Source organism: Desulfitobacterium dehalogenans ATCC 51507 (assembly GCF_000243155.2).
Taxonomy (GTDB): Bacteria; Bacillota; Desulfitobacteriia; order Desulfitobacteriales; family Desulfitobacteriaceae; genus Desulfitobacterium; species Desulfitobacterium dehalogenans.
Genome location: NC_018017.1, coordinates 3,639,286 through 3,663,004, shown reverse-complemented (window position 1 = coordinate 3,663,004; position 23,719 = coordinate 3,639,286). Strand labels below are relative to the sequence as shown.

The window sequence follows — 23,719 nt, the reverse complement described above, 5'->3', positions numbered from 1 at the left end:
GGTTTTTAACATTTTAAGGAGGTCACATGTCAGTTGAAACGGTGAAGAATTTTTTCCATATGAAGGGGAAAACAGTACCTATTCTGAAATTTGAAGATACCAGTACTGTTGCTAAAGCCGCAGAGTCCTTGGGTGTTACCCCAGGGGAAATTGCCAAGTCTCTCTTTTTACAGGTTCAGGGAGATTTTGTCATGGTGCTTATGGCAGGGGATAAAAGACTGGATAACCGAAAATTCAAGGATGCCTTCAACGGAAAACCCAAAATGCCTGAAGTAGAGCAGGTTTTGGAATTGACCGGACATCCGGTGGGAGGGGTCTGCCCTTTCGGATTAAGGCAGGAAATTCCTGTTTATTTAGATGAATCATTAAAGAAATACTCTGTAGTCTATCCGGCAGCAGGTGCCCCTGATGCAGCAGTAAAGCTGACAGTGGTAGAATTGGAAGAGCTTGTGGCAACAGGCTGGGTGAATGTGGCTCAGGATTAATCATTACCATATCGGACGCTTGATGCATAATTTATGTAAGAAGCATATGAAAGGTGGTAGCAAACCGTATGAATGGTATATACCTGGCATTAGGTGACTCATTAACGACAGGTTATGGAGTGGGGCTCAATTGTTCGTTTGCTACCTTGTATTATTCAACCTTGTTGTCCGGTTGTCCGAATCTAAGATACGAGAACCTTGGGGTTAATGGTCTGACAAGCAGCCAGTTGGTTGATGTGGTTGGACAGACTAATGTACAGCGTTTAATTTCTCAAGCCGGAATCATTACAGTGACCATAGGCTCAAACGATCTTCTTGCCCTTGGCAAAGGTTTGGTATCAGGTCGGTTGGTCAATCCGGAGCTGACTCTGCGAGACTTCCACCAAAATCTTATGTCACTGGGAGATAGGATAAGAAGTGTTAATTGTTCAGCAGTCCTCAAGATAGCAAGTATCTATAATCCCTTACCTCCCCTAGATAAACAAACCGATGCTCTCGCGTATACTTTGCTGAAAAGTGCCAACCATACGGTCACTCAAATGGCCAGACATTATAGAGGAATCGTGGTGCCGGTTGCCAAAGCATTTAAAGGCCAAGAAATGCTCCTTCTTAGCTCTGACCATATTCATCCTAATATTGCTGGACATCAAGTTATGGCTGAGCTCTTCGCACGATATTAAACTCTAATGTTAGAATTCCCTGACTAAATGGTTAGGGAATTTTTTTGTATAAAAAAATGTTTTACCCTCTGAGCATGGCACGGTTTTTACAATTATTGTGTTATCGAGCCTACAACCTCGAAAAGTCTGTGAAAAAACTTCACTTCCCTTTTGCTTTTAACGCATTTTAAAGGATTTGTTCCTTATAAACTTAAAGACTTTTGAAGAGAATTCTTGTTTTTTATTGTCAATAATGAGAATTGGAGGGGTTAAAGGCAAAAAGAAGGGCTAGTGAACGAAAGTATGGGGTAAATAAGGGTTAACTAGAAATCAGGCTAAATGAGGGAAAAAATGCATACTTATGCAACTTGTTTATAGAGGCAAAAAGGAGGTAAGATTAAAGAACGTGTTATAGAACAATTAGATACAGATTCCTAAAATAAACATAAGATTGCTTGTGTTATAGTACAATTATTTTCTGGGCTGGAAAGGATGAGACGATGATGGTGGGTATGGAGCGAGGTGTTAGGATAGGAACAATGAGCCTAACGCTAGTGATGGCAATCCTCGGAATTTTCTTTCTGGGCTGGAATTTTCCGGTTGGTGATCCTTCGGGTCAATGGAATGTGGCCGGTTTTTCTTTCGATGGATTGACCGCATTCTTCCTTTTTTTGCTTTTTCTTGGGCAAGGAGTGGCATCTCTTTACGGCCTGGGCTATATGAAGGAATATGAGGGAAAAAAATCTCTTATATCCTTTTCCTTATCCTGGGTGGCCTTTCTGGGTAGTATGGCTGGGGTTTTACTTGTCAATAACGGCTTTTATTTTCTCTTCCTTTGGGAACTTATGTCTCTTTTCTCATTTTTTTTGGTGGTCTATGAACATGAGGAGACTTCCAATCGCAAAGCGGCCTTCATTTATTTTGTTATGACCCATGTGGGAACGGTCTTTTTGATTGCGGCCGTTCTGTACCTCTACAGCAAGACCGGAAGCTTTCTTTATGGGGATTGGGCCGCCATAGCCTCAGAATTAAGCCCAGGAGAAAAAAATAGTCTCTTTCTATGTTTTTTGGTGGGTTTTGGAACGAAAGCAGGGCTGGTGCCATTTCATATCTGGCTGCCCTATGCTCATCCTGTTGCCCCCTCTCCGGTATCTGCATTAATGTCCGGGGTGATGGTAAAGATCGCGCTCTATATGATCATGAGGCTGGTTTGGTTAACTCTGGCCCCCATGGAGCTATGGTGGGGCGGGCTAATGCTGGCGCTTGGGGTGCTTTCGGCTTTTATCGGGATTCTCTACGCCTGTGTGGAACGGAATGTAAAACGCTTGCTAGCCTACTCGACAGTGGAGAATATGGGTATTCTGACTATGGCCTTAGGGACGGCTATGATCGCCCAAACCTTGGGTTATACGGAATTAGTGGTCCTTGCCCTGGCTGCCTTTTTCTGGCATGGGGTTCATCATCTCCTTTTTAAGTCCAATATGTTTATGGCCGCGGGAAATATTATTCAAGCAACCCATACAAAAAAGCTTGATCAGATGGGTGGTTTACTCAAGAAAATGCCCAGAACTGGCTTATGGGCAATGGTTGGCGCTGTCGGACTTGCCGCACTCCCGCCCTTGGGAGGTTTTTGGGGGGAATGGCTGTTATTTCATGCCTTATGGAAGACTTCCATTCAAGTGGGAGGGGGACTGCTCAAGCTGATGTTGCCTTTAATTCTGACAGCTTTGGCTTTTGTCTCTGCCTTGGCTTTGGCAACCATGGTGAAATGGTTCTCCGGGGCTTTTTTGGGGCAGGCACGGACGGCAAATGCTGAAAAGGCTCAAGAGCTGCCCTGGTCACAGACAGTATCCATGGGAAGTTCAATGATGCTAACCCTACTCATTCTGCTTTGGCCGCAAGGCCTTTTGAAACTCATGAGTGTCCCCATTCAAGTGCTAAGCTATCAAAGCTCTTCTTCATTAACCGACAGCTTAATTTCTCCGTTTTTTTCCGATTTCCTTAGCCTGATTACTCCTTATATTTTACTTCTGGGTCTTTTCTCCGGAACGCTCTATTTGTTATCAGGAGGAAAACGGAGGAGGGTAAGCGGAACCTGGAACTGCGGTGTTCCTTTAACCCCTCGTATGCAATACACAAGTTTAGGGATAACCATGCCTTTGCGGATTGTCCTGAAACGGATTTTGGCCTTTCATTCCATTATCGATAAAAAGTTTGGGGAAAACCCCTATGTATTACAGTCTTTAAAATATCGTGGCCGAACCCGTGAAATGGTGGAGGAAGCGTTCTATCGGCCTTCCATGAAACTGGTTTTGTGGTGTGCGGATCGGATTCGCATTCTGCAAACCGGCAGTATCCACACTTATCTGGCTTATATTCTGTTGACCTTAGTGGTTGTATTGATTTGGACTATGTAGGGGGGAAAGAGGATGCTGAACTTTGGAGAATGGAATGGGGGAGTAATCTTCTTTTCCATTGTGCACTTGCTCATATTTTTGCTCGCTGCTCCCTTGTTGCAGGGATGGATAAAAAAAGTAAAAGCCTTTTGGCAGATGCGTCAGGGACCATCTCTTCTCCAGCCCTATCGGGACCTTCGGAAGTATATGGGGAAAGAAGAAGTTATCTCAGAGCATGCTTCATGGATCTTCCTGGTTACTCCTTCCCTTGTCTTAGGTAGTACCTTCCTTGCCTGTTTTGTTGTTCCCGGTCCCTGGGGATGGGCACCCATCCACTCTCTGGGATCCCTTTTTTGGCTGGCGGCCAGCCTTGGTCTGGCTCGGTTTTTTCTTGCACTTGCCGGCTTGGATGCCGGAGGAACCTTTGGCGGTATGGGAAGCAGCCGTGAGGTTTTTGTAGCGGCCTTAGCCGAACCCGGATTTATTCTGAGTTTGGTCGTTCTGGCTCTGATGACGGAGACCACTTCACTCATGGGAATGATCACTGGGCTGCAGGGGATGTCCATCTTTGAGACGCCCCGAGTTCTTGCGTTATTGGCCCTTTTTATTATCGTCATCGCTGAGATGGGGAGGATTCCGGTGGATAATCCCGACACTCATCTGGAGTTGACTATGATTCATGAAGGTATGCTTCTGGACTACTCAGGTCGTTCTTTAGGCTTTTTACTTTGGGCAGAACAGCTGAAACAGCTGCTTCTGCTTCAGCTTCTGACTGTCTTGATTTTACCTGCCAATATAAATCTTATGAATCCCTCAGGCCAGGGCATCCCACTCGAGACGTTACTTATCCAGGGAATCCTCCAGATCGGCCTTATAGTTTTACTGGGTGCTTTCTTTGCCACCCTTGAAAGCATTAATGTTAAGGTTCGGCTTTTTCGGATTCCCAATATTCTAGCTATGGGTTTGGCTTCTGCTGTCCTGGCTCTGATAACTCTTTGGATTATGAAAGGAGGGATATGACATGGAAGGAACCTTGGAAAATCTTCAGCAGTTGGTGCTCTTTGCTCTTTTGGCTGTCGGTTTGTATATCGTTGGTTGTGTCAAACTGAAGAAAGTACTCGTGGGTTGGACTTGGCAGGCAGTATTTCTCGCGGCGCTTATTTTCTTGGAAGGGGTGAAGGAATCTGAGCTTGAGCTCCTTGCCATTGCTCTTCTCTCCTTATTGGTCAAAGGAGGAGTGATCCCCTGGGTGCTTAAGCGTACCGCAGATCTATCCCATACCCAATGGGTAGGTGAAGTGTTTCTGCACCGGCCCTCTTCTTTAGTGGTGGCTGCGGCCTTAACTATCCTTGCTTATGCCGTAACCCAACCGCTGCTGTCTTTAGTAGAGCCTGCTCTGCGCAATGGATTGGCTATTGCTTTTTCTTTGCTCTTTTATGGGCTGTTGCTTATGGTGATTCGCAAAGTAGCCTTGGTTCAAATGGTGGGGATTTTACTGATCGATAATGGTATCTTCCTGGTAGGTTTCCTTCTCACTAGCGGTATGCCTCTTTTAGTAGAAGTAGGAGTGATCTTCGATATTCTCATTGGGGTTTTGATCCTGGGGATCCTGGCCAAACGGATGATTCAGAAGTTCGATTCGCTGAATGTAGAGAGACTTAATTCTTTGAAAGGGTAGGAAAGCTGAATGTTTGTCCTTGTAGCTTTTATGGCAGCTCTTTGTATGCTCATCTCTTCAAGCAACCGGGTGTTGAGACTATGCAATAGTCTGGCTCTCATAGCGTTGCTTGTCTTGGTTGGAGAAATGGTCCTGCGGGTGTTCAGTCAAGGTCCTCAAAGTCTGTGGGGAGGTTTTTTTTCCTGGGATGCGTTAAGTGCCTTGCTTCTCGGAGTGATTGCGGTTATTGCTGCTTATGTGATTGTGTATTCCTTTTCATATATGGAGAAAGAGGTGGAAGAAGGAAAGATCCCCCAAAGCCGGCTGCCCTGGTATTACTTCTGGATTTGGATGTTTATCGCTACCATGCTTTGGGTGGTGAGTACTCCGAATCTGGGGCTATTGTGGGTAGGGATAGAAGGAACCACTTTGGCTACGGCCCTCCTCGTGGGGTTCTACCGGGAAAAAGCCGCTGTTGAAGCCGCTTGGAAATATATTGTTCTTTGTACGGTGGGTATCAGCTTTGCTTTATTAGGGACTATGATTCTCTATGCGGCGTCTGGGCGGATTAATGGTTATAGCCTGGCTGCTCTGGACTGGAGATGTTTAGTGGGGATGGCATCTCAGTTGGATCCAGCCTTAGTTAAGCTGGGCTGTGTCTTTGCTTTTATCGGGTATGGGGCTAAGGTTGGCTTTGTTCCCATGCATCCATGGCTGCCGGATGCCCATAGTCAGGCTCCTTCTCCGGTCAGTGCTTTATTATCCGGGGTTTTGCTTAATTGTGCTTTATATGCCATTCTGCGCTGGCATATCCTGGTCCGTCAAACAAGCCTGGGCCCGGGTTTTTCCGGGAAGCTGCTCCTTGTCTTTGGGTTGATTTCCTTAGGAGCCATGGTTGCTTTTATTCTTTTACAAAAAGATATTAAACGCCTCCTGGCTTACTCCAGTGTGGAGCATATGGGAATTATTGCTTTGGGCTTTGGACTGGATACCCCTCTTGCTGTATGGGGAGCCTCATTTCATCTCATTCTTCATGCTTTGACTAAGGCTAATCTTTTTGTGGCAGTTGGTCATCTCGTCCAGATGACGGGTACTCGTCAGATTCCCAAAATTCGGGGCGTTATGAGTTTATGGCCCTATACCGGTGGAATTCTCCTCATGGGTTTGCTGGCCATTACAGGAACACCGCCCTTTGGAACCTTCCGCTCTGAAATCAACATCATGGCCGGGCTTTTCCAGAACAATCATCCTATCTTAGGCTTTTTAACGGCCTTGTTCTTATCGGTTATCTTTGCGGGGTTCCTTTATCATTTTCTGGGGATGCTTTTTGGTACACCGGGTGAACGTCACCTGGAGGATAAGGGGGAAGGTAAGGAAGTGCTTTGGTTAGCCGTTCCCATGGTTCTGGTCCTGATTTTGGGAGTGTTTGTTCCGGAGTCTCTTGACCAGGCTTTGGGTCAGGTTGTGGAGCTAATTCTGGGAGGGGGTGGAGAGTATGGAGAATTCATTGAAATTACGCGAGTATTTTGAAGGGCGGGTACTTAAGCAACCGGAGGATTTTTCTTTGGATCTTTGGACCAAAAATGAGGGACTGGTTTGGCTGAAGTCCAATTACCTGCCCGAGGTGGTGGAGCACTTTTGGCTGGATGCCCAATCCCGTCCCGTGCTGATGACTCATATAGGAAATGATGAACGGGGCTTAGGTTATGGTTTTGTACTTTATCTACTCTTCCATTTTTCCAGCGATTTCACCCTAACTTTAGGGGTCCGGGGAATCGAAGAGAGCTTTCCTTCCCTGACCATAGTGTGCCCGGCCCTGAACTGGCCGGAACGCGAGGTAAGAGATCTGTTGGGACTTCGCCCCGAGGGACATCCCGATGATCGACCTTTGGTTCTTCATCCTGGCTGGCCCGAAGGTTTTTATCCATTGCGAAAGCTTGAGCCGGAATTATCATCAATGTCTGAGGAAAGATCCCCCGGATTCGATCCTCAACCCCTCTCTTTTACGGAGGCTAAAGGTGAAGGGACCTTCGAAATTCCGGTAGGACCTATTCATGCAGGGATTATTGAACCGGGTCATTTTCGTTTTCAAACGATCGGAGAAACCATTCTTCACCTTGATGCTCAGCTTTTTTATACTCATAAAGGGATTGAGAAACTTCTGGAAGGAAAAAGTCCTGAAGAAGGATTGGAAATCGTAGAGCGGGTCTGTGGAGTGTGTACGGTCAGTCACGCTCTTGCCTATTGTGAAGCGGTAGAGAAGCTTAAAGGGGTGCAGGTTTCCCGCCGAATATTAGGCTGGCGGACCGTGCTTGCAGAGCTGGAAAGGCTCTATAATCATGTAGGGGATATCGGCAATCTCTGCGCCGGAGTGGGCTTTGCCCTAGGTAGTGGAAATGCCTTACAGAGTAAGGAACAGCTCCAACGTCTCAACCATAAACTGTTCGGGCACCGTTTCCTGCGGGGAAATATCACTCTTGGTGGAGTTAGAAGGATCCCTGAGCAGGAGGAAACCGCCTGGCTGCAAAGGCGTCTGGCTGGGCTGGAGCGGGATTTTGAGGAATGGATTCCTTTGATTCTGGAGCATGATGGATTTCGTCAGAGAGCTATTGCCACCGGAGTACTAAGTAAACAAAGTGCTCTGGACTTAGGAGTTACCGGTCCGGCGGCTCGTGCCTCAGGAATCTCACAGGACTGGAGGGAACGTCACGCTCATCTTTTGTATGGGGAGCTGAAGGTGGAGCCTCAGGTGGAGCAGGAGGGGGATGTCTGGGCCCGACTTATGGTCCGGGTACGGGAAGTGAAACAAAGCTTTGCTTTGCTTGCCAAGCTTCTGGAAGGAGATTATTTACACGATTCTTTAGAACCATGTTTACCGCCGGCCGCTTATTCTTTCGCTTGGGGCTGTGCTGAATCTCCCCGGGGAACGGATGTCGTCTGGCTGATGCTGGATGACGAAGGGAAAATTTATCGCTGTCGGATTCGCTCCGCTTCCTATGCCAATTGGCCTGCTGTTCCTCTGGCTGTTCTGGGGAATATTGTTCCGGATTTTCCGTTGATTAATAAGAGTTTTGAACTATGCTACAGCTGCTGTGACCGTTAGGATGGAGGAGTAGAACTATGTTGAATTTACTAAAACGAAGCATGAAGATGGGACGCTTAACAGAAAAAAAGTTAGAGCAGAATGAAGCCTATCTCCGTTCCCTCCATCAATCCTGGCATATCCGGCATCTGGATTGCGGTTCATGTAATGGCTGTGACTGGGAAATGTCTGCTCTCCTCAACCCCATCTATGACCTGCAGCGTTTTGGTTTTGATTTTGTAGCCTCCCCGCGCCATGCGGATATTCTAATGTGTACCGGCCCCATGTCCGCTCATCTGATTCAGGCAGCGCTGGCGACCCAGGAAGGGACCCCAAATCCCAAACGGATTATTGCGGTAGGGGATTGTGCCATCGATGGGGGTGTGTTTAAAGGAGCCTATGCAGCTCATGATGGGGTGGGAGAGGTTTTAACCATGGATATCAGTGTTCCGGGATGCCCGCCTTCCCCTGACGATCTGTTGAAGGTCTTGTTTCAGTTAAGGAGAAAAGATTGAGATGTCTTAACCTAATCGGTCATGAACTTTTGCCTGCTTTGTCCTTCAAGCTTGGACTATTTGGCCTCCTTCCTTCATAAACATGGTTTAGAAGGGAGGAGGTTATTTATGTTGGATAAACTCACTAAAAATATAGGGGAAGCGCTGGATTTTCCCCCGGATGTTGCCGGAAATGGACCGCGTATTACCGTTACCGGTCGTCAGGAAGTTCTTGTGGAAAATTACATGGAAATCGTCGAGTTTACTCCAGAAGAGATTCTTTTACATACAACAGAAGGTCAATTAAGGATTACCGGAAAAGAACTCGTTCTCAAGACGGTGTTAGCAACGGAACTGCGGATTGTCGGAGAATTTATAGCTTTGGCCTATTTGGGAGTTTAAATTCTTTTTACACTATAGAGGAGGGGACTCCAAATGATTTCCAGATTCCAAGAATTTTTGCAAGGTCGTGTTCTTTTTGTAGCCCGGGGAGACCACCTTCCCCGATTTATTAATGAAGGGATACGTCAGGGAATCGTGTTTTTTAAGACTCAGCGCTCAGAAAAGGGCGTGAGAGCCCAAGTGAAAATTCAGGACTTTCATCGCCTAAGACGCCCTGCTCGAATGACTCATACCCGAGTGCGTATTGTGGCAAAATACGGGTGGCCTTTTATAGCTGCACGATGGTGGCGCCGGAAGTTTTTATTAGCCGGTATAATGGCCATTGGCATAGCGCTGGCTATTTTTTCCCAGATGATTCTTTCTATTTCCGTGTCAGGGAATACGACGATTTCCAGCCAAGAAATCTTTGACCGCGCCGAAAAGTATGGACTGAAAACGTGGACATGGCAGGATTCGGTGGATTTGAATGAGGTTGCCAAACTGTTGGTCGAAGAATTCCCGGATGCCGCCTGGGTTGGAATCAGCAGACATGGTACCCGTGTGGAGATTAAAGTGGTACAAAAGGTCCGCCCTCAGGTTCCGGGTGAAGCTGGGAATTTGGTGGCAAGCAAGGCAGGACTCGTCCAGCAAGTCATGGTAATCCAGGGGACTCCGCTGGTTCATGAAGGAGAAATTGTTAAGCCGGGGCAAGTGTTGATTCAAGCACCGAAAATTATTCAGAATCCCAGTGCTAAACCGCGGACGGATCGCCAGCTTCAACAAAAGGATTATATTCCTGAAACGGTTCCTGCGGCCAAAGGTTTTGTACGTGGTAGGGTTTGGTATAGTGCCGAAGCTGTGGTACCTTATTATGAAGAACGAATCATCGAGAGCGGAAATGCTGCCAAGGGATGGGGTATAAAATTCGGTGCACGAGTCATAATGGTAACAACACCGGAATCACCTTTTCCCCTAGTCAAAGAGGAAGTTCAATATCATGGAATAACCTTATGGAGGAATTGGCGGCTTCCTGTCGAAATAGTATCCGTACAGTATAATGAACTGCAAAAGAAGCAGATTGAACGAAATGAAGCTGAAGCTCGCCAAGCTGCAGAGGAATTGGCACGGACGGAAGTCCATAAGAAGATTTCTCCAGGGGCCCATATTCTGGAGGAAAAAGTTCGTGTCTTGGAAAATGCCGATGGCGAGTGCGTGCGCATTGAAGTAGAGTCGTATGAAGATTTAGCGGTTTACCCAGAGGAATAATTGATGTAAGGAGTTTTAGCACCAGGGGGCGAAAAATTGACGAAAGAATCAAAGATGTATTTGCAAAATGCCTCCGAAGCAATGAACTTGCTCGGAGCGGAAGATGCTCATTTGAAAGTATTGGAGAAACACTTGGGGACACGGCTGGTGGTGCGAGGAGAAGAAATGACCATTACCGGAAGTGCCGATGAGGTTGAAAAGACGGAGGTTGTGATTAAGGAGTTGCTGGACATGGTCCGGCAAGGGCACCTTTTGACTCCTGCAGGGGTTTCTTATGTTATTTCCCAAGTGGAAGAAGGCCATGGAAAAGGAATGGCCGATGCTCTCTCTAAGGTCATCGCCACCACTCACAGGGGGCGTCCCATCAAGGCAAAGACGTTGGGTCAGGCAAAGTATCTTGAAGCATTAGAAAAACAATCCATTGTCTTCGGAATCGGGCCAGCGGGTACGGGAAAGACCTATTTAGCTGTAGTGATGGCAGTGCTAGCCCTGCGTGCCAAGGAGATTAACCGCATCGTCCTGACGCGGCCAGCGGTTGAGGCCGGGGAAAAACTTGGTTTTTTGCCCGGTGATCTGCAGGAAAAAGTGGATCCTTATTTAAGGCCTCTCTATGATGCTCTTTATGACTTGCTTGGACCGGAGACGACCCAACGCTATGTTGAGAAGGGAACTATTGAAATTGCTCCTTTAGCCTATATGCGGGGCCGCACTCTGGATGATTCTTTTATGATTTTGGACGAAGCTCAGAACACTACTCCTGAACAGATGAAGATGTTCCTGACCCGTCTGGGGTATGGATCCCACGCCGTGGTGACAGGGGATGTGACTCAAGTGGATTTGCCCCGGGGTCATTATTCCGGCTTAAAAGAGGTCCAAAATATCCTCAAAGGTATACCGGATATTTCTTTTCATTACTTTACGGCTGCTGATGTAGTACGCAATCCTCTCGTTCAGAAAATCATTCAGGCTTATGAAAAGGCCGAAGAAAATTTGGAACCAGGTCAGTGAAAGAAGGATGCGTTTGAACATTCGTAGATTAGGCTCCTTAAAGCTTTTTTCTAATATAAGCACCACTTGGCGATATATCATTGCACTGGTGGTGTGCTTTGTGCTGTTTATAGGAATTTTATCTTCAGGGCTCTTTGTCTCCAAGCTCAATCTTGAGCTGGGGGATCCCAGCCCTCAGCTGGTGACGGCTCCTTATGAAAAAAATATCGAGGATTTGAAAAAGTACTACCAAGACCAAGAAGAGGCAGCCAATGCAGTTAAGCCGGTCTATAAGCACGATGAGGAATATCTGACAAGCATTGCTCGTGATTTAAGCACTGCCTTTATCGCTTTGGAGGAAGCAATAACCAGCAATGAGGATGAGGCGAGCATACTGAAAACATTGCGTCAGACGGCTCCTTTTAACACTTTGTCTCAGGAAGTGCTCCAAGGGCTTTTAAATTCTTCCTCTGAGCTTTTAGACGAAAAAGAACAAAGAGCCACGGAGATTATTTTTGGTAATGCCCGTAAAGATGAAACTGGAGCACGCAATCCTGAGGATGTTCCAACCTTGCGTCAACATATTAAGCGGGATATTGATGATGCTCCTTTTCCTAACGAGTTTAAGCTTTTTCTTAAAGAGTTCGTGGATGTAAAGATCACTCAGCCGACTTTAGAGGAGGATAGCGAAGCTACAGAGAGTTTAAGACAGAATGCGCGGGCTTCGGTGCGGCTGGAAGTGCACCGTTATAAAGCCCAGCAGAAGATCGTCGGACCGGGAGAAATCGTAGATGAGAAAATAATGCAAGTGCTTGCGGCCTACGGATTGGTTGAAAATCGGTCTCCTTGGCGCTCCGTCGCCGGTATCGCCCTGATTGTCTTGGCCGGTATGGCGACCATGATCTTCTATGCTTATCAATATCGCAAAAATGTCTCGGATATGACCAAGAAATTAGTGCTCATTGGCTTAATGATGTTCCTGGTCCTGGCTATGGGGAAGGGTGTAATCTCCCTGAATCTCGGGGATGCAGAATATAATGCCATGACCGGTATCTTGATCCCCGTGGCTTGGGCAACCATGACTATTGCTATTTTAGTGGATGTGGAGATTGCCTATCTTTCGGCAGCACTTTTGTCTGTGTTTGTCGGTTTGCTGGCTGACCCCACTATGTCGTCCGCCACGGGCTGGCAGATTTCTCTTATTGCCTTGTTTGGGGGCTTCATAGGTGTTCATAGTGTCTCCCTGTTAAGCCAGCGTTCCGATTTGGCTCGGGCAGGGCTTTATATCGCAGCCTTCAATGTGATTACGGCAAGTTGTATTGCCTTAGTGTCAGGTACGCGAATATCTACTTGGCTGGTCAGCATAGGTTTGGGGATTGTGAATGGGGTCTTTTCTTCAGTGCTTGCGGTAGGAACTCTTCATTGGTTTGAGACCGGGTTTGGAATTACCTCGGCAGTACGCTTACTGGAGCTTTCGAACCCCAATCGTCCCTTGTTAAAGCGGCTTTTGATGGAGGCTCCAGGTACCTATCATCATAGTGTGCTGGTGGGTAACCTCGCAGAAGCCGCAGCAGAAGAGGTTCAGGCCAACGCTATCCTGGTTCGGGTAGGAGCCTTATATCACGATATCGGCAAGCTGAAACGGCCCTATTTCTTTATTGAGAATCAATTCGCTCAAGATAACCCTCATGATAAAATAGCCCCGACTCTCAGTGCTTTGATCATCACTTCCCATATCAAAGATGGGCTGGAGATGGCCAAGGAAGAAAATCTACCTCAGGTCCTGCAGGACATTATCGCTCAACACCATGGGGATAGCGTGGTCAGCTTTTTCTACCATAAAGCTATGGAGGATAACGCCAATGTTCCCGAAGAGGCCTTCCACTACGAAGGGCCAAAGCCCCAGACCAAAGAGGCTGCTCTGGTTCTTCTGGCAGATAGTGTGGAAGCGGCAGTTCGTGCTATGAAACAGCCCACACCGGGACGGGTTGAAGGATTGGTTCGCAAGATTATCAAGGACAAGCTTAACGATGATCAGCTCAGTCAATGTAACTTGACCTTCCAGGATTTAGATAAGATCGCCACATCCTTTGTCCGGGTTCTGAGCGGCATCTTCCATTCCCGGGTAGAGTATCCCGATATGCAACCCAGACAACTGCCGGAGACTGATAAGATCGGGGAAGTCGGGGGCAGGGAGGAAGGTGAACTTCCTGCAGAAAAAGGACACGCTGCGAAAGAAATCGAAAAAACGGATAATTCGTAACGGAAGGGGGTGAGGGGTCGCTTATGCGGCTCCACACCAATGAATTTGGATATTAATTGGGAGGAAGAATCCATTCCTGAAGATGATCGCGGGGAACTTATAGGTCTTTTGGAGCAAGGAATTGAAAAGGCCATCCGCTTATCCAATGGGCCGGAAGAGGCTGAAGTCAGCCTGACCTTAGTGAATGATGCCAGAATCCATGAACTGAATAGGGATTACCGTGGAGTGGATCGGCCAACAGATGTTTTGTCCTTTGCCCTACAAGAGGAAACGGAAGATGAACCGGATATCCTGGATTACGAGGACGATCTTCTTGGAGATATTATCATTTCGGTGGAGCGGGCAAGAAATCAGGCTACTGATTATGGACACTCCTTTGAACGGGAGCTGGTCTATTTAGCGGTCCATGGAACTCTTCATCTCCTGGGCTATGATCATATGGAAGAAGAGGAAAAAGGGAAAATGCGTCAGCAAGAAGAAGCCGTAATGAGCCAAATCGGTCTTCTACGTTAAGCTGGTAAAGGAAGATGACTATGGGCCAATATCATAAGAAGCATTCTAACTGGGAAAGCTTTGGCAATGCTTTTAACGGGATTCTTTATAACTGCAAAACTCAGAGACATTTTCGCTTTCATCTATTCGCCGGAGCTTTAGTCCTTCTGGCCGCCGCTTGGCTGGGACTGGACCGCTGGGAATGGGGGATTTTATTGCTGACCATCAGCAGTGTCATGGCAGCAGAAGCTTTTAATACAGCTGTGGAACTTGCGGTTGATTTGGCCGAACCTAACTTCAACCCCCAGGCCGGCTTGGCCAAGGATGTAGCGGCCGGTGCGGTCTTGATCACGGCTATCGTGGCGGTTGCTGTCGGGATCGTTATTTTTGGGCCTCGTTTGGTTGGCTTTCTTGGGCTGAGTTGAAAAAGCTGTCAGAAGCGGGGGCTTTGGGGATTTTCGGGATTCACCGGATGTCTCCAGGATTTTGCTTTACACCGGTCGCTCAATAAGCTGCGCGGACAAAACTAACGCGAAAAGCCCTCCGCTCCGTCGGGACGCCGCCCAAATCGCTCCTGCTCAATGGGCGGTTGGAAACATCCTGTTTCCAACCCGACTCCGCTGCATGCTTTTCGCGAAGTTTTGTTTCCGCTCGCTTAAATTCGCTCCCTTTTGTAAAGCAAAATCCTTGGGCTGCTTTTCGGGTCTGAGCAAGTGGGGCGTTGTGGGAGCTGTTGTGGGGCAAGCGTCTTATCCGAGCCGCTTTTTCCGCCTTTGCCGACGCCGCTTGAGCGGCATGGTCAGCTACTCCAGGAAAGGCGCTGAAGTTTACATCAGGAATTCCTTAAGGGCCTGGAACCTTAAGAAAAAACTTAAAGAGCCCCAAGAGCAGGGCTGAAGGAGCCCTGAAAGTTGAGCTGAAAAGGCCCCAAGAGCTGGGCTGAAAAGAGTCCTGTAAGCAGTAGCTTTACGCACAAAAGGGAACGGCTTTAGTGGAGGGGCGGCTAGGTGAACGAGGCTTTCTTAACGTAGCGGAGCCATGGTTAACATGCAGAAAGCAGCGGGGTTTGGCGGGAGCTGTTAAGAAAGCGAGTGAACCAGCCCCGGAGCTACAGAGTGACCGTTGTGCGTAAAGCTACGCGACCCGGACAAGATCCAAGATCCAAGCAAACGAAAGGAGACCCTATGGACTTACTACAACAAATTCCTCCAGAGCTCATCGAAGAGCTAATTCGCCGGGCCCAAGAAGCCTATAAAAACGCCTATGTTCCTTATTCCCACTATCCCGTAGGAGCTGCTACCCTGTGGGAATCCGGGCGTATCATAGCCGGATGTAATGTGGAGAATGCCAGCTATGGCTTGACCATCTGCGCTGAGCGCAATTCTGTTTTCCATGCTGCCTATCATGGGGAGCGCCGCTTGAGGGCAGTGGCAGTTGCGGTGCCGACGGACGTATTTCCTTCCCCCTGCGGTGCCTGCCGTCAGGTATTACGGGAGTTTTCTCAAGATTGTTTGGTTATTTTAGTCAATGGAAAAGGACAAACTAAGATGACTCGCTTGAACACTTTACTTCCCGATTCCTTTGGCCCCGAATTTTTAGGTTAAGCGTTTGCTTGGCCTTTTCTAATACCTTTGCCAAGTTAGTTATAAGCCTATTAAGGCTATCGAATAGTGAACATTGAGGAAGTGAGCAAATTTGCACGGTGCTGAACCCAATAAAGATTTTCGCTCGGGATTTGTCACAGTGGTTGGCCGTCCTAACGCTGGAAAATCTACATTACTTAACCAACTTTTAGGACAGAAGATCTTAATCATGTCCGATAAGCCTCAAACTACTCGGAACAAGATTCACTGTATCCTGACGGAAGAAAGAGGACAGATCGTTTTTCTGGATACACCCGGAATCCACAAGCCTAAGCACAAATTAGGAGAGTTTATGGTGGATTCGGCTCTGGAATCTCTTCGGGAAGTGGATCTTATCTTGTACATGGTGGATACGACTGCTGATTTCGGTGCCGGTGAGGAATATATATTAGAAAATCTCAAGCAAGTAAAAACGCCCTGCATTCTGTTGTTGAATAAAATTGATCTGATTGAAAAAGATAAATTATTAAAGCTTATTAAAGACTATTCTGCCCTAAAAGATTTTCTGGCGATTATTCCTATTTCGGCTAAAACAGGGGAGAATAAGGACGAATTATTGAAGGTAATTTTCAAAGAAATGCCTCAAGGGCCTATGTATTACCCCGAAGATGAAGTCACCGACCAACCGGAACGCTTTATCATGGCGGAGCTTGTGAGGGAAAAGGTGCTTCAGCTTACACGAGACGAAGTTCCTCATTCCATTGCTGTAGTGGTGGAGAGTGTGGAAGAAAAGAAAACCTTAATCAAGGTCCGTGCCCTTATCGTGGTAGAGCGGGACTCCCAAAAAGGAATTATCATCGGTCAAGGGGGAAGCCTCCTCAAAGAAATCGGGCGATTAGCTCGCCAAGATATTGAGACTTTGCTGGGCAGTAAGGTTTTTCTGGAACTCTTTGTCAAGGTTGAGAAAGATTGGCGTAATCGGGGAAGAAGCCTTCGCGAATTCGGATATTCGGATCGGAGTTAGAACGAGGCTGATAATGATATGTGTTTTGGGAGACAATTGGAAAGGATGAGGACAATGAACTTAGCAGGTATGATTGATCATACACTTCTCAAACCGGAGGCTACTGAAAAAGACATCGTAAACCTATGCCATGAAGCCAAGCAGCACAAATTTGCGACAGTATGCATTAATCCGGCCTATATCTGTACTGCCGCCAAGCTTTTGCACGGCAGCGGCGTAGGAGTGGCCACAGTTATCGGCTTTCCTCTTGGAGCAACCATGACGGAGATTAAAGTTCAAGAGATTTTCGCGGCCAAAGCTCATGGTGCCCGGGAAGTGGATATAGTGATGAATATAGGCTGGGCAAAATCCGGAAATTGGGAAGCCGTGGAAAAGGATATAACACTGACTGTCGAAGGGGCCCATTCCTGTGGTGTCATAACAAAGATCATTATCGAGACTTCTTTGCTTACTGAAGATGAGAAACAAAAAGCTGCTGAGATCGTTAAAGCATCAGGGGCAGATTATATCAAAACTTCCACAGGCTTTGCCGGTGGCGGAGCCACCGTGGAAGATGTACGCAATCTAAAAGCCTGGGTGGGTCAATCCGTTAAAGTGAAGGCTTCAGGCGGAATACGTTCCCGTGATATTGCTTTAAAGATGGTGGAGGCCGGAGCTGATCGCTTGGGGACAAGTTCCGGAGTACAAATAATCAGCGGCTGATATGATAATGGCTTCCTTTCACTTTTGTATAAGAACAGGATATTTACAAAGACTATGAGGTGAAGATGTGGGAGTTTACCACGCCGATGCTTTGGTGATTCGAAGCCGGGAGTATGGAGAATCGGACCGTCTACTCACTTTGTTTTCAAGAGAATACGGGAAAATCCAGGCTGTTGCAAAAGGGGTGCGTAAACCTAAAAGCCGCCAAAGAGCTGGGGCTCAGTTGTTTACCTATGCGGAATACCTGCTACATAAGGGAAAATCACTGGATACCGTCAATCAGGCCAGCCCCAAGGAGAGCTTTCCTCATTTGTGGACGGACTTAGAAATGAGTATGGCAGCTACGGCAATGGCAGAGCTTCTTGATCTGGCAACCCTTCCCGGGCAACCCCATCCGGAACTCTTCACCCTCACTTTTTCTAGTTTATTCCTTGTGGAAAGCTGTGAACCGTCTTTAGTGCAGTGTGCCTATGCTTTAAAACTAATGAATTATCTCGGTTATCGCCCTCGCTTTATGGAATGTGCCGAGTGTGGGCAAAGGGTTCAAGGGGAGCGGTTATTATTTAGCCCAGATGCTGGCGGAGTGGTTTGTCGACAATGCCAAACTCAAGGAAGTCCCTCCATCATCGGAAGATGGGTTAGTGGGGGAAGTCTTGGGCTAATGCGTCAACTTCTTCAAGGAGAGCTGGAAAAATTGAACCGACTGCGCTGGAACCAATGGAGCAAAAAAGAAATTCTTGATACCTCACAATATTTTTGCGAACAAACCTTAGATAAACAATTGAGGTCTTGGAGTATGGGGAGCCGCTTGGTCAACGTGGGACAAAACCCAAGCGGAAAGGATGATTTAGATGAGCGAAGAGATGTGGACGGAACTTGAGAAAGTTGACATTCTATGTGATCGGTTAAATCTAAGCTATGAAGAAGCGCGCCGCGCTTTGCTAAGGTCCAACGGGGATGTGATTCAAGCTCTGGCGGATTGCGAAAGAGAGAAGGCCCTCGAAGATGGAACGGTAGGGAAGATGTGGAATGGCACAAAGAATCGATTCAACAAGCTATGGCAAACCCAGGTTAAGCTTAAGCATAATGACCGTACAGTATTCAGTATTTCCGCCCCTCTTGGTATTGCCATAGGGTATATGGTATGGAAACGGCCGACTTTGCGGGTACTCGGCTTGGCGGGAGCGGCAATGGCGGCTGTGCAAAATTATGAACTGGAACTGGAGTCCATGATGGATGATAACGAGTTTGAACCCTATTATCATGCATCCTATTCCATGAACTTTCATGAAAATGAAGCAGGCCTCCAATAAGAAAAAGACTTCGGAGAAAGATACTTTCCGAAGTCTTTTCTATATCCTAATTCCTATTTATCTAACCTGGAAAGGCCCCAAGAAGGGGAAGAAACAGAAGAGTTACTGAAAGTTCTCACTTTCTTTATTGTCTAAATTATTTGACAATTCACAAATGCTATGGCAGAATAGAAAATATATTTTTTCGTTATTAAAAATAAATCTAAATTTTCACAGGAGTGATGTTTAAAAATTCACATAAAGCTTTCTTTTTTAGCGATAAAGATTCTACCTTAGTGAGAGAAATTAATATACAGCTAAAGTAGGGTCTTACGTAATTTTTTGTTTCGGCAAAAGCCGGAACAATTGTAATAATAAGAGGGGGAGAGTAAATGGAAGTAACTCGTCGTGGGTTCCTTAAGCTTTCTGGGGCATCTCTATTTGCTTTGGCTTCCGGTCTTGGATTTGATCCACAGATCGCCCAAGCCCAGGGATTCAGCCTTAGAATTGAAGGAACTACAAAAATTCCAAGCATCTGCCATTTCTGTTCCGGCGGATGCGGCTTGCTGCTTCATATTAAAGATGAGAAGCTCGTTTATCTGGATGGAGACCCAGATAATCCGGTGAACTCCGGTACCCTGTGCCCGAAAGGTGCCAGTCTGGGTCATGTCGCCAACGCGACGGACCGGGTCACAAAGCCGAGATACAGAGCTCCTGGAACCAACGATTGGCAGGAAATTTCCTGGGATGACGCGATTAATAAGATTGCCTCAAAGATCAAAGAAGTTCGTGACACGACCTGGATGGCTACGGAAGAAATCGGCGGTACGACTTATGCCGTAAATCGCGCCGAGGGCATTGCCGTTTTAGGCTCAGCGGAAGTGGATAATGAAGAGTCTTACCTGATCAAGAAGCTGTCCGAGCTCATCGGAACACCCTATAACGAACACCAGGCTCGGATATGACACGCTCCCACGGTGGCAAGTTTGTCACCTTCATTTGGCCGCGGAGCTATGACCAACTCATGGACGGATATGCAAAACACGAAATGCTTCCTGATTGCGGGCAGCAACTGTGCAGAGAACCATCCCATAGCCATGCGTTGGATCAATAAGGCAAAAGAAAACGGCGCCAAGGTGATCGTGGTGGATCCACGGTTTACCCGTACCGCCTCACAAGCAGATATTTTTGCCCAGGTTCGTCCCGGAGCAGATATTGCTTATTTAAATGCAATTATCAATTATATTTTAGAGAACAAACTCTATGATGAAGACTATGTACTCAACCATACCAATGCGCTGTACAAGATCAGCAAAGACTTTAAATTTGCCGATGGACTGTTTTCCGGATTTGATCCCGAGACCAAAAAGTACAATTTTGATAGCTGGGCTTATGAGCTCAATGCTGAAAATAAACCGGTGATAGCCGAAAGTCTGGATGATCCTGATTGCGTATTTGGCAAACTTAAAGAGCATTTTTCTCGTTATACTCTGGAAGTAGGAGCTGATATCAGCGGTATACCTGCTGAAAAAATTAAAGAAATCGCTGATACCTTCTGCAATACCAGACCGGGTAGTATTCTTTATGCACTGGGCATGACCCAACACACCACCGGTGTTCAGGGAATCCGCAGCTACGCGATCATCCAGTTGCTTTTGGGTAACGTAGGTAAAGCGGGCAGCGGCATCCAAGCCTTGCGTGGTGAGCCCAATGTTCAAGGCTCTACCGATATGGCCAATCTCTTTAATAACCTGCCGGGTTATCTGGGGGCTCCAGTTCATACGGATAAAGATCTGCGCAGTTATCTGGTTCGCAACGGATCGGCTTTTGAAAGGCATATTGTCTCTCAACTCAAAGCTTGGTTTGGTGAAAATGCTACCAAAGAAAATGATTATTGCTTTAATTATCTGCCTAAGTACAACTCGGGCAAGAATTACAGCATGGTGAAACTTTGGGAGGCTATCAATGGCGGACAGTTTAAGATGCTGCTTAATTTTGGCTCGAACTCCATGGTATCCATCCCTAACCGGCAAATCGTCCGTGAGGGTTTGGCTAAGCTGGATATGCTGGTTGTGGCGGATGTTTACGAGATTGAAACCGCCCAATTCTGGCGTGAAAAGGATCCGACAACAGGTGAGCTTTTAGTCGATCCTGCTAAAATCAATACAGAAGTCATACTCCTTCCGGCAGCTTTTGTTTATGAAAAAGGGGGTACTTTATCCAACTCCGGTCGCTGGATCCAGTGGAAGGATGCGGCTCTGAAGCCTCCTGGCGAAGCTAAACCCGACTTGGATATACTGGACCATATCTACCACAAACTCAAGGAGCTCTATGCCGGCAGTACCGATCCTAAAGATGAACCCATTCTCAAGGCTCGTTGGGACTATGGTCATGAAGCGGATCCATTGAAAGTTCTCCAGGAAATCAGTGGTTATGATGAAACAACCGGTAAAGTGCTGCCTACTTTGGCTGATTATTTAAAAGCTCCCATCGGATCAGTCTCATCAGGCTGCTGGATTTATGCAGGTGTTACAGGTAACGGCAATCTTGCTGCCCGTCGTGATAACAGCGATCCTTCCGGGCTCGGATTATACCGCAACTGGAGTTTCTCCTGGCCGGGTAACATCCGAATCCTCTATAACCGTGCTTCCTGCGATATGAATGGTCAACCCCTTGATGAGAATCTCAAGCTGATTTGGTGGGATTCCGCCAAGAATTCCTGGGAAGGCCATGACGGTCCTGATGTACCTGACAAAACCAAAGGGCCGGATACCCCGGAAGGAAAACAGGTTTTTCGCATGAATCCAGAAGGAATAGGCCGCTTATTCACTGCGAAATATTTCAGTGGAATTCCTGCCACACCCTCTGTGGATGGTTTGCCGCACATTGGTGTCAGACCAGCCGGTCAATGTAACGATGGTCCGTTGCCGGAGTTCTATGAGCCGGTGGAAAGTCCGACGGTCAATGTTCTTCATCCGGAGGTAAGCTCTAATCCCACAGTGCCGATCCCGAACTTCCTTCCCGGTGTCACGAACCATGGAACCAAAGAGGATTACCCCTATGTTTTGACAACCTACGCCTTAGTTGAACATTTCTGCGCCGGCGGGATCACTAGAAATATTCCGATGCTCAACGAGCTGATGCCACAACCTTTCGCAGAGATCAGCAAAAATCTGGCCCAAAAGATTGGGGTTAAAGAAGGGGACATGGTAGAAGTTTCTTCTGCCCGGGGTAAAGTCCAAGTTGTTGCTCTGGTAACGGACAGAATTCAGACCTTAAAGATCAACGGCCAGGATTCCGAAACCATTGGTATGCCTTGGAGTTGGGGTTTTGCGACACTTAGTCCTGGACCAAGTGCCAACAACCTGACCATTGGCGCCATCGATCCTACTGCAGGCACACCGGAATATAAGTGCTGTCTGGTCAACATAAGGAGGGCGTAGACAAATGAGTAAAAAAATGATTTTAGTCGACACCTCTAAGTGTACGGGCTGTAAAGCCTGTTCCGCGGCCTGCAAGGAATGGAATGAGCTGCCGGCTGTTAAAACATCACTGGTTAAAAGTTATCAGTCAACCAAAGATTTTGATTATAACACTTACACCTATATTGCCTTCGATGAAAAGTACGAAAACAATAAAATGCTTTGGATGATGCGTAAAGCTCAATGTTTCCATTGTGCCGATGCAGCCTGTTTGAAGGCATGTTCTTCTGAAGCTATATCCAAAACAGAGACCGGATTTACGGTCATTGACAAGGACAAATGCATCGGCTGTGGATACTGTGTGACCAACTGCCCCTTCGACATTCCCAGAGTGGACCAGGCGACGCAAAAAGCTTCGAAATGTACCGGTTGTTGGGAACGTGTAGAAAATGGCCTTGAGCCTGCCTGCGTTGCCATTTGCCAGCCGGGAACCCTTACTTTTGGGGATGATGCCGAGATGATGCAAAAGGCTGAACAGCGTTTGGCTGAGTTAAAGCAGAATTATCCCAAGGCTAATATCTATGGCAAGGATATCGTAGGAGGAACGCTTTACAAATATATTCTCCTGGATAGTCCGGAGTCCTATGGCTTGCCGGTAAATCCTACGGTTCCCTTTACCCTGACCCTTTGGAAAGATATCGCCCGCCCATTGGGTGCGATTGCTTGCGGAGGTGCAGCTGCAGCCGTTCTTGTTGGAACTTTGGTCAATGTGGCTAAAGGCAATTACAGCAAAGAACATTTTGCAGATGATGACCGCCACGGGAAAGGAGGGGCACTATAATGGCACAAAACTCCAAACAAGTCCCTGAGGGAAAAGTTCTGAGATTCACCGGGGGGGAGCGATTCAGTCACTGGGTTCACGCGTCTTCCTTCCTGATTCTTCTCTTTACAGGTTTAGCCGTTCTGTCTGTGACGTTTCGGCCGGTTATGGCAATTGTTGGAGGTATCGAAAACGCACGCATGATTCATCGCGTCGTTGCCGTAATTTTTGTGGTCGTTGTAGGGCTGAAGTTCTTTATCGGTGACACGAAACATCACTGGCAATGGATTCGTTCCGTCTTTACCTGGACTAAGGCCGATGTTATGCACGTAAAGGCTTTTGCAACTGAATTCTTCGGCGGGCATGGTAATTACCCGCCCCAGGCAAAGTATAATGGCGGTGAAAAAATCAATTCTCTATTTACAATTTTCGGATCCATCTTTATTGCCATAAGCGGGTTTATTATGTGGTTCCCCCAGTTCTTCCCCATTTCTCTGGTGCGTATAGCCTATCCTGTTCATGACCTGGCCATGATTTTTATGACTACTGCTTTAATTGGGCATCTCTATCTTGCCTTGTTGCACCCGGAATCACGGGTTGCTTTGCAGGGTATGCTTAAGGGTTATGTACCCAAAGGTTTTGCTAAGTCCCATCATGGCGCTTGGTATGAGGAAATTCAAAAACAAGAAAAAGCCGGAAAATAGACCGGTCAAA

Annotated in this window: 22 protein-coding genes; all 22 read left to right on the top strand. The window is 47.0% G+C overall.

Going from position 1 to position 23,719, the window contains the following annotated elements:
- Positions 1–26 precede the first annotated feature (26 nt).
- The 22 genes from DESDE_RS17735 (at position 27) to DESDE_RS17625 (ending at position 23,709) form a co-directional block, all read left to right on the top strand.
- Positions 27–485: a YbaK/EbsC family protein gene (locus tag DESDE_RS17735; protein ID WP_014795402.1), complete on the top strand. Its 459-nt coding sequence runs from the start codon at positions 27–29 to the stop codon at positions 483–485.
- A gap of 68 nt (positions 486–553) precedes the next feature.
- A complete protein-coding gene (locus DESDE_RS17730; protein ID WP_019851224.1) occupies positions 554–1,165 on the top strand; it encodes a GDSL-type esterase/lipase family protein in 612 nt (203 codons plus the stop codon).
- Positions 1,166–1,647: 482 nt separating this feature from the next.
- On the top strand, positions 1,648–3,561 hold the full coding sequence (locus tag DESDE_RS17725; RefSeq protein ID WP_014795400.1) for a proton-conducting transporter transmembrane domain-containing protein: 1,914 nt from the start codon (positions 1,648–1,650) through the stop codon (positions 3,559–3,561).
- 12 nt (positions 3,562–3,573) lie between these two features.
- The gene (locus DESDE_RS17720; protein ID WP_014795399.1) at positions 3,574–4,560 is read left to right on the top strand and encodes a respiratory chain complex I subunit 1 family protein; all 987 of its coding nucleotides are present in this window, start codon (positions 3,574–3,576) and stop codon (positions 4,558–4,560) included.
- A gap of 1 nt (position 4,561) precedes the next feature.
- The gene (locus DESDE_RS17715; protein WP_014795398.1) at positions 4,562–5,218 is read left to right on the top strand and encodes a hydrogenase; all 657 of its coding nucleotides are present in this window, start codon (positions 4,562–4,564) and stop codon (positions 5,216–5,218) included.
- Positions 5,219–5,227: 9 nt separating this feature from the next.
- Complete coding sequence (locus DESDE_RS17710; RefSeq protein ID WP_014795397.1) at positions 5,228–6,727, top strand: hydrogenase 4 subunit F; 1,500 nt, start codon at positions 5,228–5,230, stop codon at positions 6,725–6,727.
- On the top strand, positions 6,693–8,300 hold the full coding sequence (locus DESDE_RS17705; protein ID WP_014795396.1) for a hydrogenase large subunit: 1,608 nt from the start codon (positions 6,693–6,695) through the stop codon (positions 8,298–8,300). The genes DESDE_RS17710 and DESDE_RS17705 overlap by 35 nt, the downstream gene beginning before the upstream one ends.
- 17 nt (positions 8,301–8,317) lie before the next feature.
- A complete protein-coding gene (locus tag DESDE_RS17700) occupies positions 8,318–8,794 on the top strand; it encodes an NADH-quinone oxidoreductase subunit B family protein (RefSeq protein ID WP_014795395.1) in 477 nt (158 codons plus the stop codon).
- 108 nt (positions 8,795–8,902) lie between these two features.
- On the top strand, positions 8,903–9,175 hold the full coding sequence (locus tag DESDE_RS17695) for a YabP/YqfC family sporulation protein (RefSeq protein ID WP_014795394.1): 273 nt from the start codon (positions 8,903–8,905) through the stop codon (positions 9,173–9,175).
- Between the two features lie 33 nt (positions 9,176–9,208).
- Positions 9,209–10,420, top strand: a complete 1,212-nt coding sequence (gene yqfD / locus DESDE_RS17690; protein ID WP_014795393.1) for a sporulation protein YqfD — start codon at positions 9,209–9,211, stop codon at positions 10,418–10,420.
- A gap of 36 nt (positions 10,421–10,456) precedes the next feature.
- Entirely contained in the window at positions 10,457–11,428 is a 972-nt protein-coding gene (locus DESDE_RS17685; protein WP_014795392.1) for a PhoH family protein, read from the top strand.
- Positions 11,429–11,441: 13 nt separating this feature from the next.
- Entirely contained in the window at positions 11,442–13,670 is a 2,229-nt protein-coding gene (locus DESDE_RS17680) for an HD family phosphohydrolase (RefSeq protein WP_014795391.1), read from the top strand.
- Positions 13,671–13,709: 39 nt separating this feature from the next.
- Complete coding sequence (gene ybeY / locus DESDE_RS17675; RefSeq protein ID WP_019851217.1) at positions 13,710–14,183, top strand: rRNA maturation RNase YbeY; 474 nt, start codon at positions 13,710–13,712, stop codon at positions 14,181–14,183.
- A 20-nt stretch (positions 14,184–14,203) separates the two neighbouring features.
- Positions 14,204–14,587, top strand: a complete 384-nt coding sequence (locus tag DESDE_RS17670; RefSeq protein ID WP_014795389.1) for a diacylglycerol kinase family protein — start codon at positions 14,204–14,206, stop codon at positions 14,585–14,587.
- A 759-nt stretch (positions 14,588–15,346) separates the two neighbouring features.
- Positions 15,347–15,766, top strand: coding sequence for a cytidine deaminase (locus tag DESDE_RS17665; protein ID WP_014795388.1), 420 nt, complete (start codon positions 15,347–15,349; stop codon positions 15,764–15,766).
- A 91-nt stretch (positions 15,767–15,857) separates the two neighbouring features.
- Complete coding sequence (gene era / locus DESDE_RS17660; RefSeq protein WP_014795387.1) at positions 15,858–16,769, top strand: GTPase Era; 912 nt, start codon at positions 15,858–15,860, stop codon at positions 16,767–16,769.
- A 45-nt stretch (positions 16,770–16,814) separates the two neighbouring features.
- Positions 16,815–17,471 (top strand): deoxyribose-phosphate aldolase, encoded by a 657-nt coding sequence (gene deoC, locus DESDE_RS17655; RefSeq protein ID WP_174270152.1) that lies wholly within the window; start codon positions 16,815–16,817, stop codon positions 17,469–17,471.
- A gap of 67 nt (positions 17,472–17,538) precedes the next feature.
- Positions 17,539–18,351, top strand: coding sequence for a DNA repair protein RecO (recO, locus tag DESDE_RS17650; protein ID WP_014795385.1), 813 nt, complete (start codon positions 17,539–17,541; stop codon positions 18,349–18,351).
- Positions 18,323–18,784, top strand: coding sequence for a UBA domain-containing protein (locus DESDE_RS17645; RefSeq protein ID WP_014795384.1), 462 nt, complete (start codon positions 18,323–18,325; stop codon positions 18,782–18,784). Before recO ends, DESDE_RS17645 begins: the two co-directional genes overlap by 29 nt.
- Positions 18,785–19,155: 371 nt before the next feature.
- On the top strand, positions 19,156–22,206 hold the full coding sequence (fdnG, locus tag DESDE_RS17635; RefSeq protein WP_014795383.1) for a formate dehydrogenase-N subunit alpha: 3,051 nt from the start codon (positions 19,156–19,158) through the stop codon (positions 22,204–22,206).
- 4 nt (positions 22,207–22,210) lie between these two features.
- On the top strand, positions 22,211–23,026 hold the full coding sequence (locus tag DESDE_RS17630; RefSeq protein ID WP_014795382.1) for a 4Fe-4S dicluster domain-containing protein: 816 nt from the start codon (positions 22,211–22,213) through the stop codon (positions 23,024–23,026).
- On the top strand, positions 23,026–23,709 hold the full coding sequence (locus DESDE_RS17625) for a formate dehydrogenase subunit gamma (RefSeq protein ID WP_014795381.1): 684 nt from the start codon (positions 23,026–23,028) through the stop codon (positions 23,707–23,709). The genes DESDE_RS17630 and DESDE_RS17625 overlap by 1 nt, the downstream gene beginning before the upstream one ends.
- Positions 23,710–23,719 lie beyond the last annotated feature (10 nt).

Bases quoted from the DNA above. Each gene is read 5' to 3' on its own strand.
- DESDE_RS17730 (WP_019851224.1), top strand. From the start codon at position 554: ATGAATGGTATATACCTGGCATTAGGTGACTCATTAACGACAGGTTAT.
- DESDE_RS17705 (WP_014795396.1), top strand. From the start codon at position 6,693: ATGGAGAATTCATTGAAATTACGCGAGTATTTTGAAGGGCGGGTACTT.
- DESDE_RS17720 (WP_014795399.1), top strand. From the start codon at position 3,574: ATGCTGAACTTTGGAGAATGGAATGGGGGAGTAATCTTCTTTTCCATT.
- yqfD (WP_014795393.1), top strand. From the start codon at position 9,209: ATGATTTCCAGATTCCAAGAATTTTTGCAAGGTCGTGTTCTTTTTGTA.
- deoC (WP_174270152.1), top strand. From the start codon at position 16,815: ATGAGGACAATGAACTTAGCAGGTATGATTGATCATACACTTCTCAAA.
- DESDE_RS17670 (WP_014795389.1), top strand. From the start codon at position 14,204: ATGGGCCAATATCATAAGAAGCATTCTAACTGGGAAAGCTTTGGCAAT.
- ybeY (WP_019851217.1), top strand. From the start codon at position 13,710: ATGAATTTGGATATTAATTGGGAGGAAGAATCCATTCCTGAAGATGAT.
- DESDE_RS17630 (WP_014795382.1), top strand. From the start codon at position 22,211: ATGAGTAAAAAAATGATTTTAGTCGACACCTCTAAGTGTACGGGCTGT.
- DESDE_RS17665 (WP_014795388.1), top strand. From the start codon at position 15,347: ATGGACTTACTACAACAAATTCCTCCAGAGCTCATCGAAGAGCTAATT.
- DESDE_RS17645 (WP_014795384.1), top strand. From the start codon at position 18,323: ATGAGCGAAGAGATGTGGACGGAACTTGAGAAAGTTGACATTCTATGT.
- DESDE_RS17725 (WP_014795400.1), top strand. From the start codon at position 1,648: ATGGTGGGTATGGAGCGAGGTGTTAGGATAGGAACAATGAGCCTAACG.
- DESDE_RS17695 (WP_014795394.1), top strand. From the start codon at position 8,903: ATGTTGGATAAACTCACTAAAAATATAGGGGAAGCGCTGGATTTTCCC.
- DESDE_RS17625 (WP_014795381.1), top strand. From the start codon at position 23,026: ATGGCACAAAACTCCAAACAAGTCCCTGAGGGAAAAGTTCTGAGATTC.
- DESDE_RS17700 (WP_014795395.1), top strand. From the start codon at position 8,318: ATGTTGAATTTACTAAAACGAAGCATGAAGATGGGACGCTTAACAGAA.
- DESDE_RS17715 (WP_014795398.1), top strand. From the start codon at position 4,562: ATGGAAGGAACCTTGGAAAATCTTCAGCAGTTGGTGCTCTTTGCTCTT.
- DESDE_RS17735 (WP_014795402.1), top strand. From the start codon at position 27: ATGTCAGTTGAAACGGTGAAGAATTTTTTCCATATGAAGGGGAAAACA.
- DESDE_RS17710 (WP_014795397.1), top strand. From the start codon at position 5,228: ATGTTTGTCCTTGTAGCTTTTATGGCAGCTCTTTGTATGCTCATCTCT.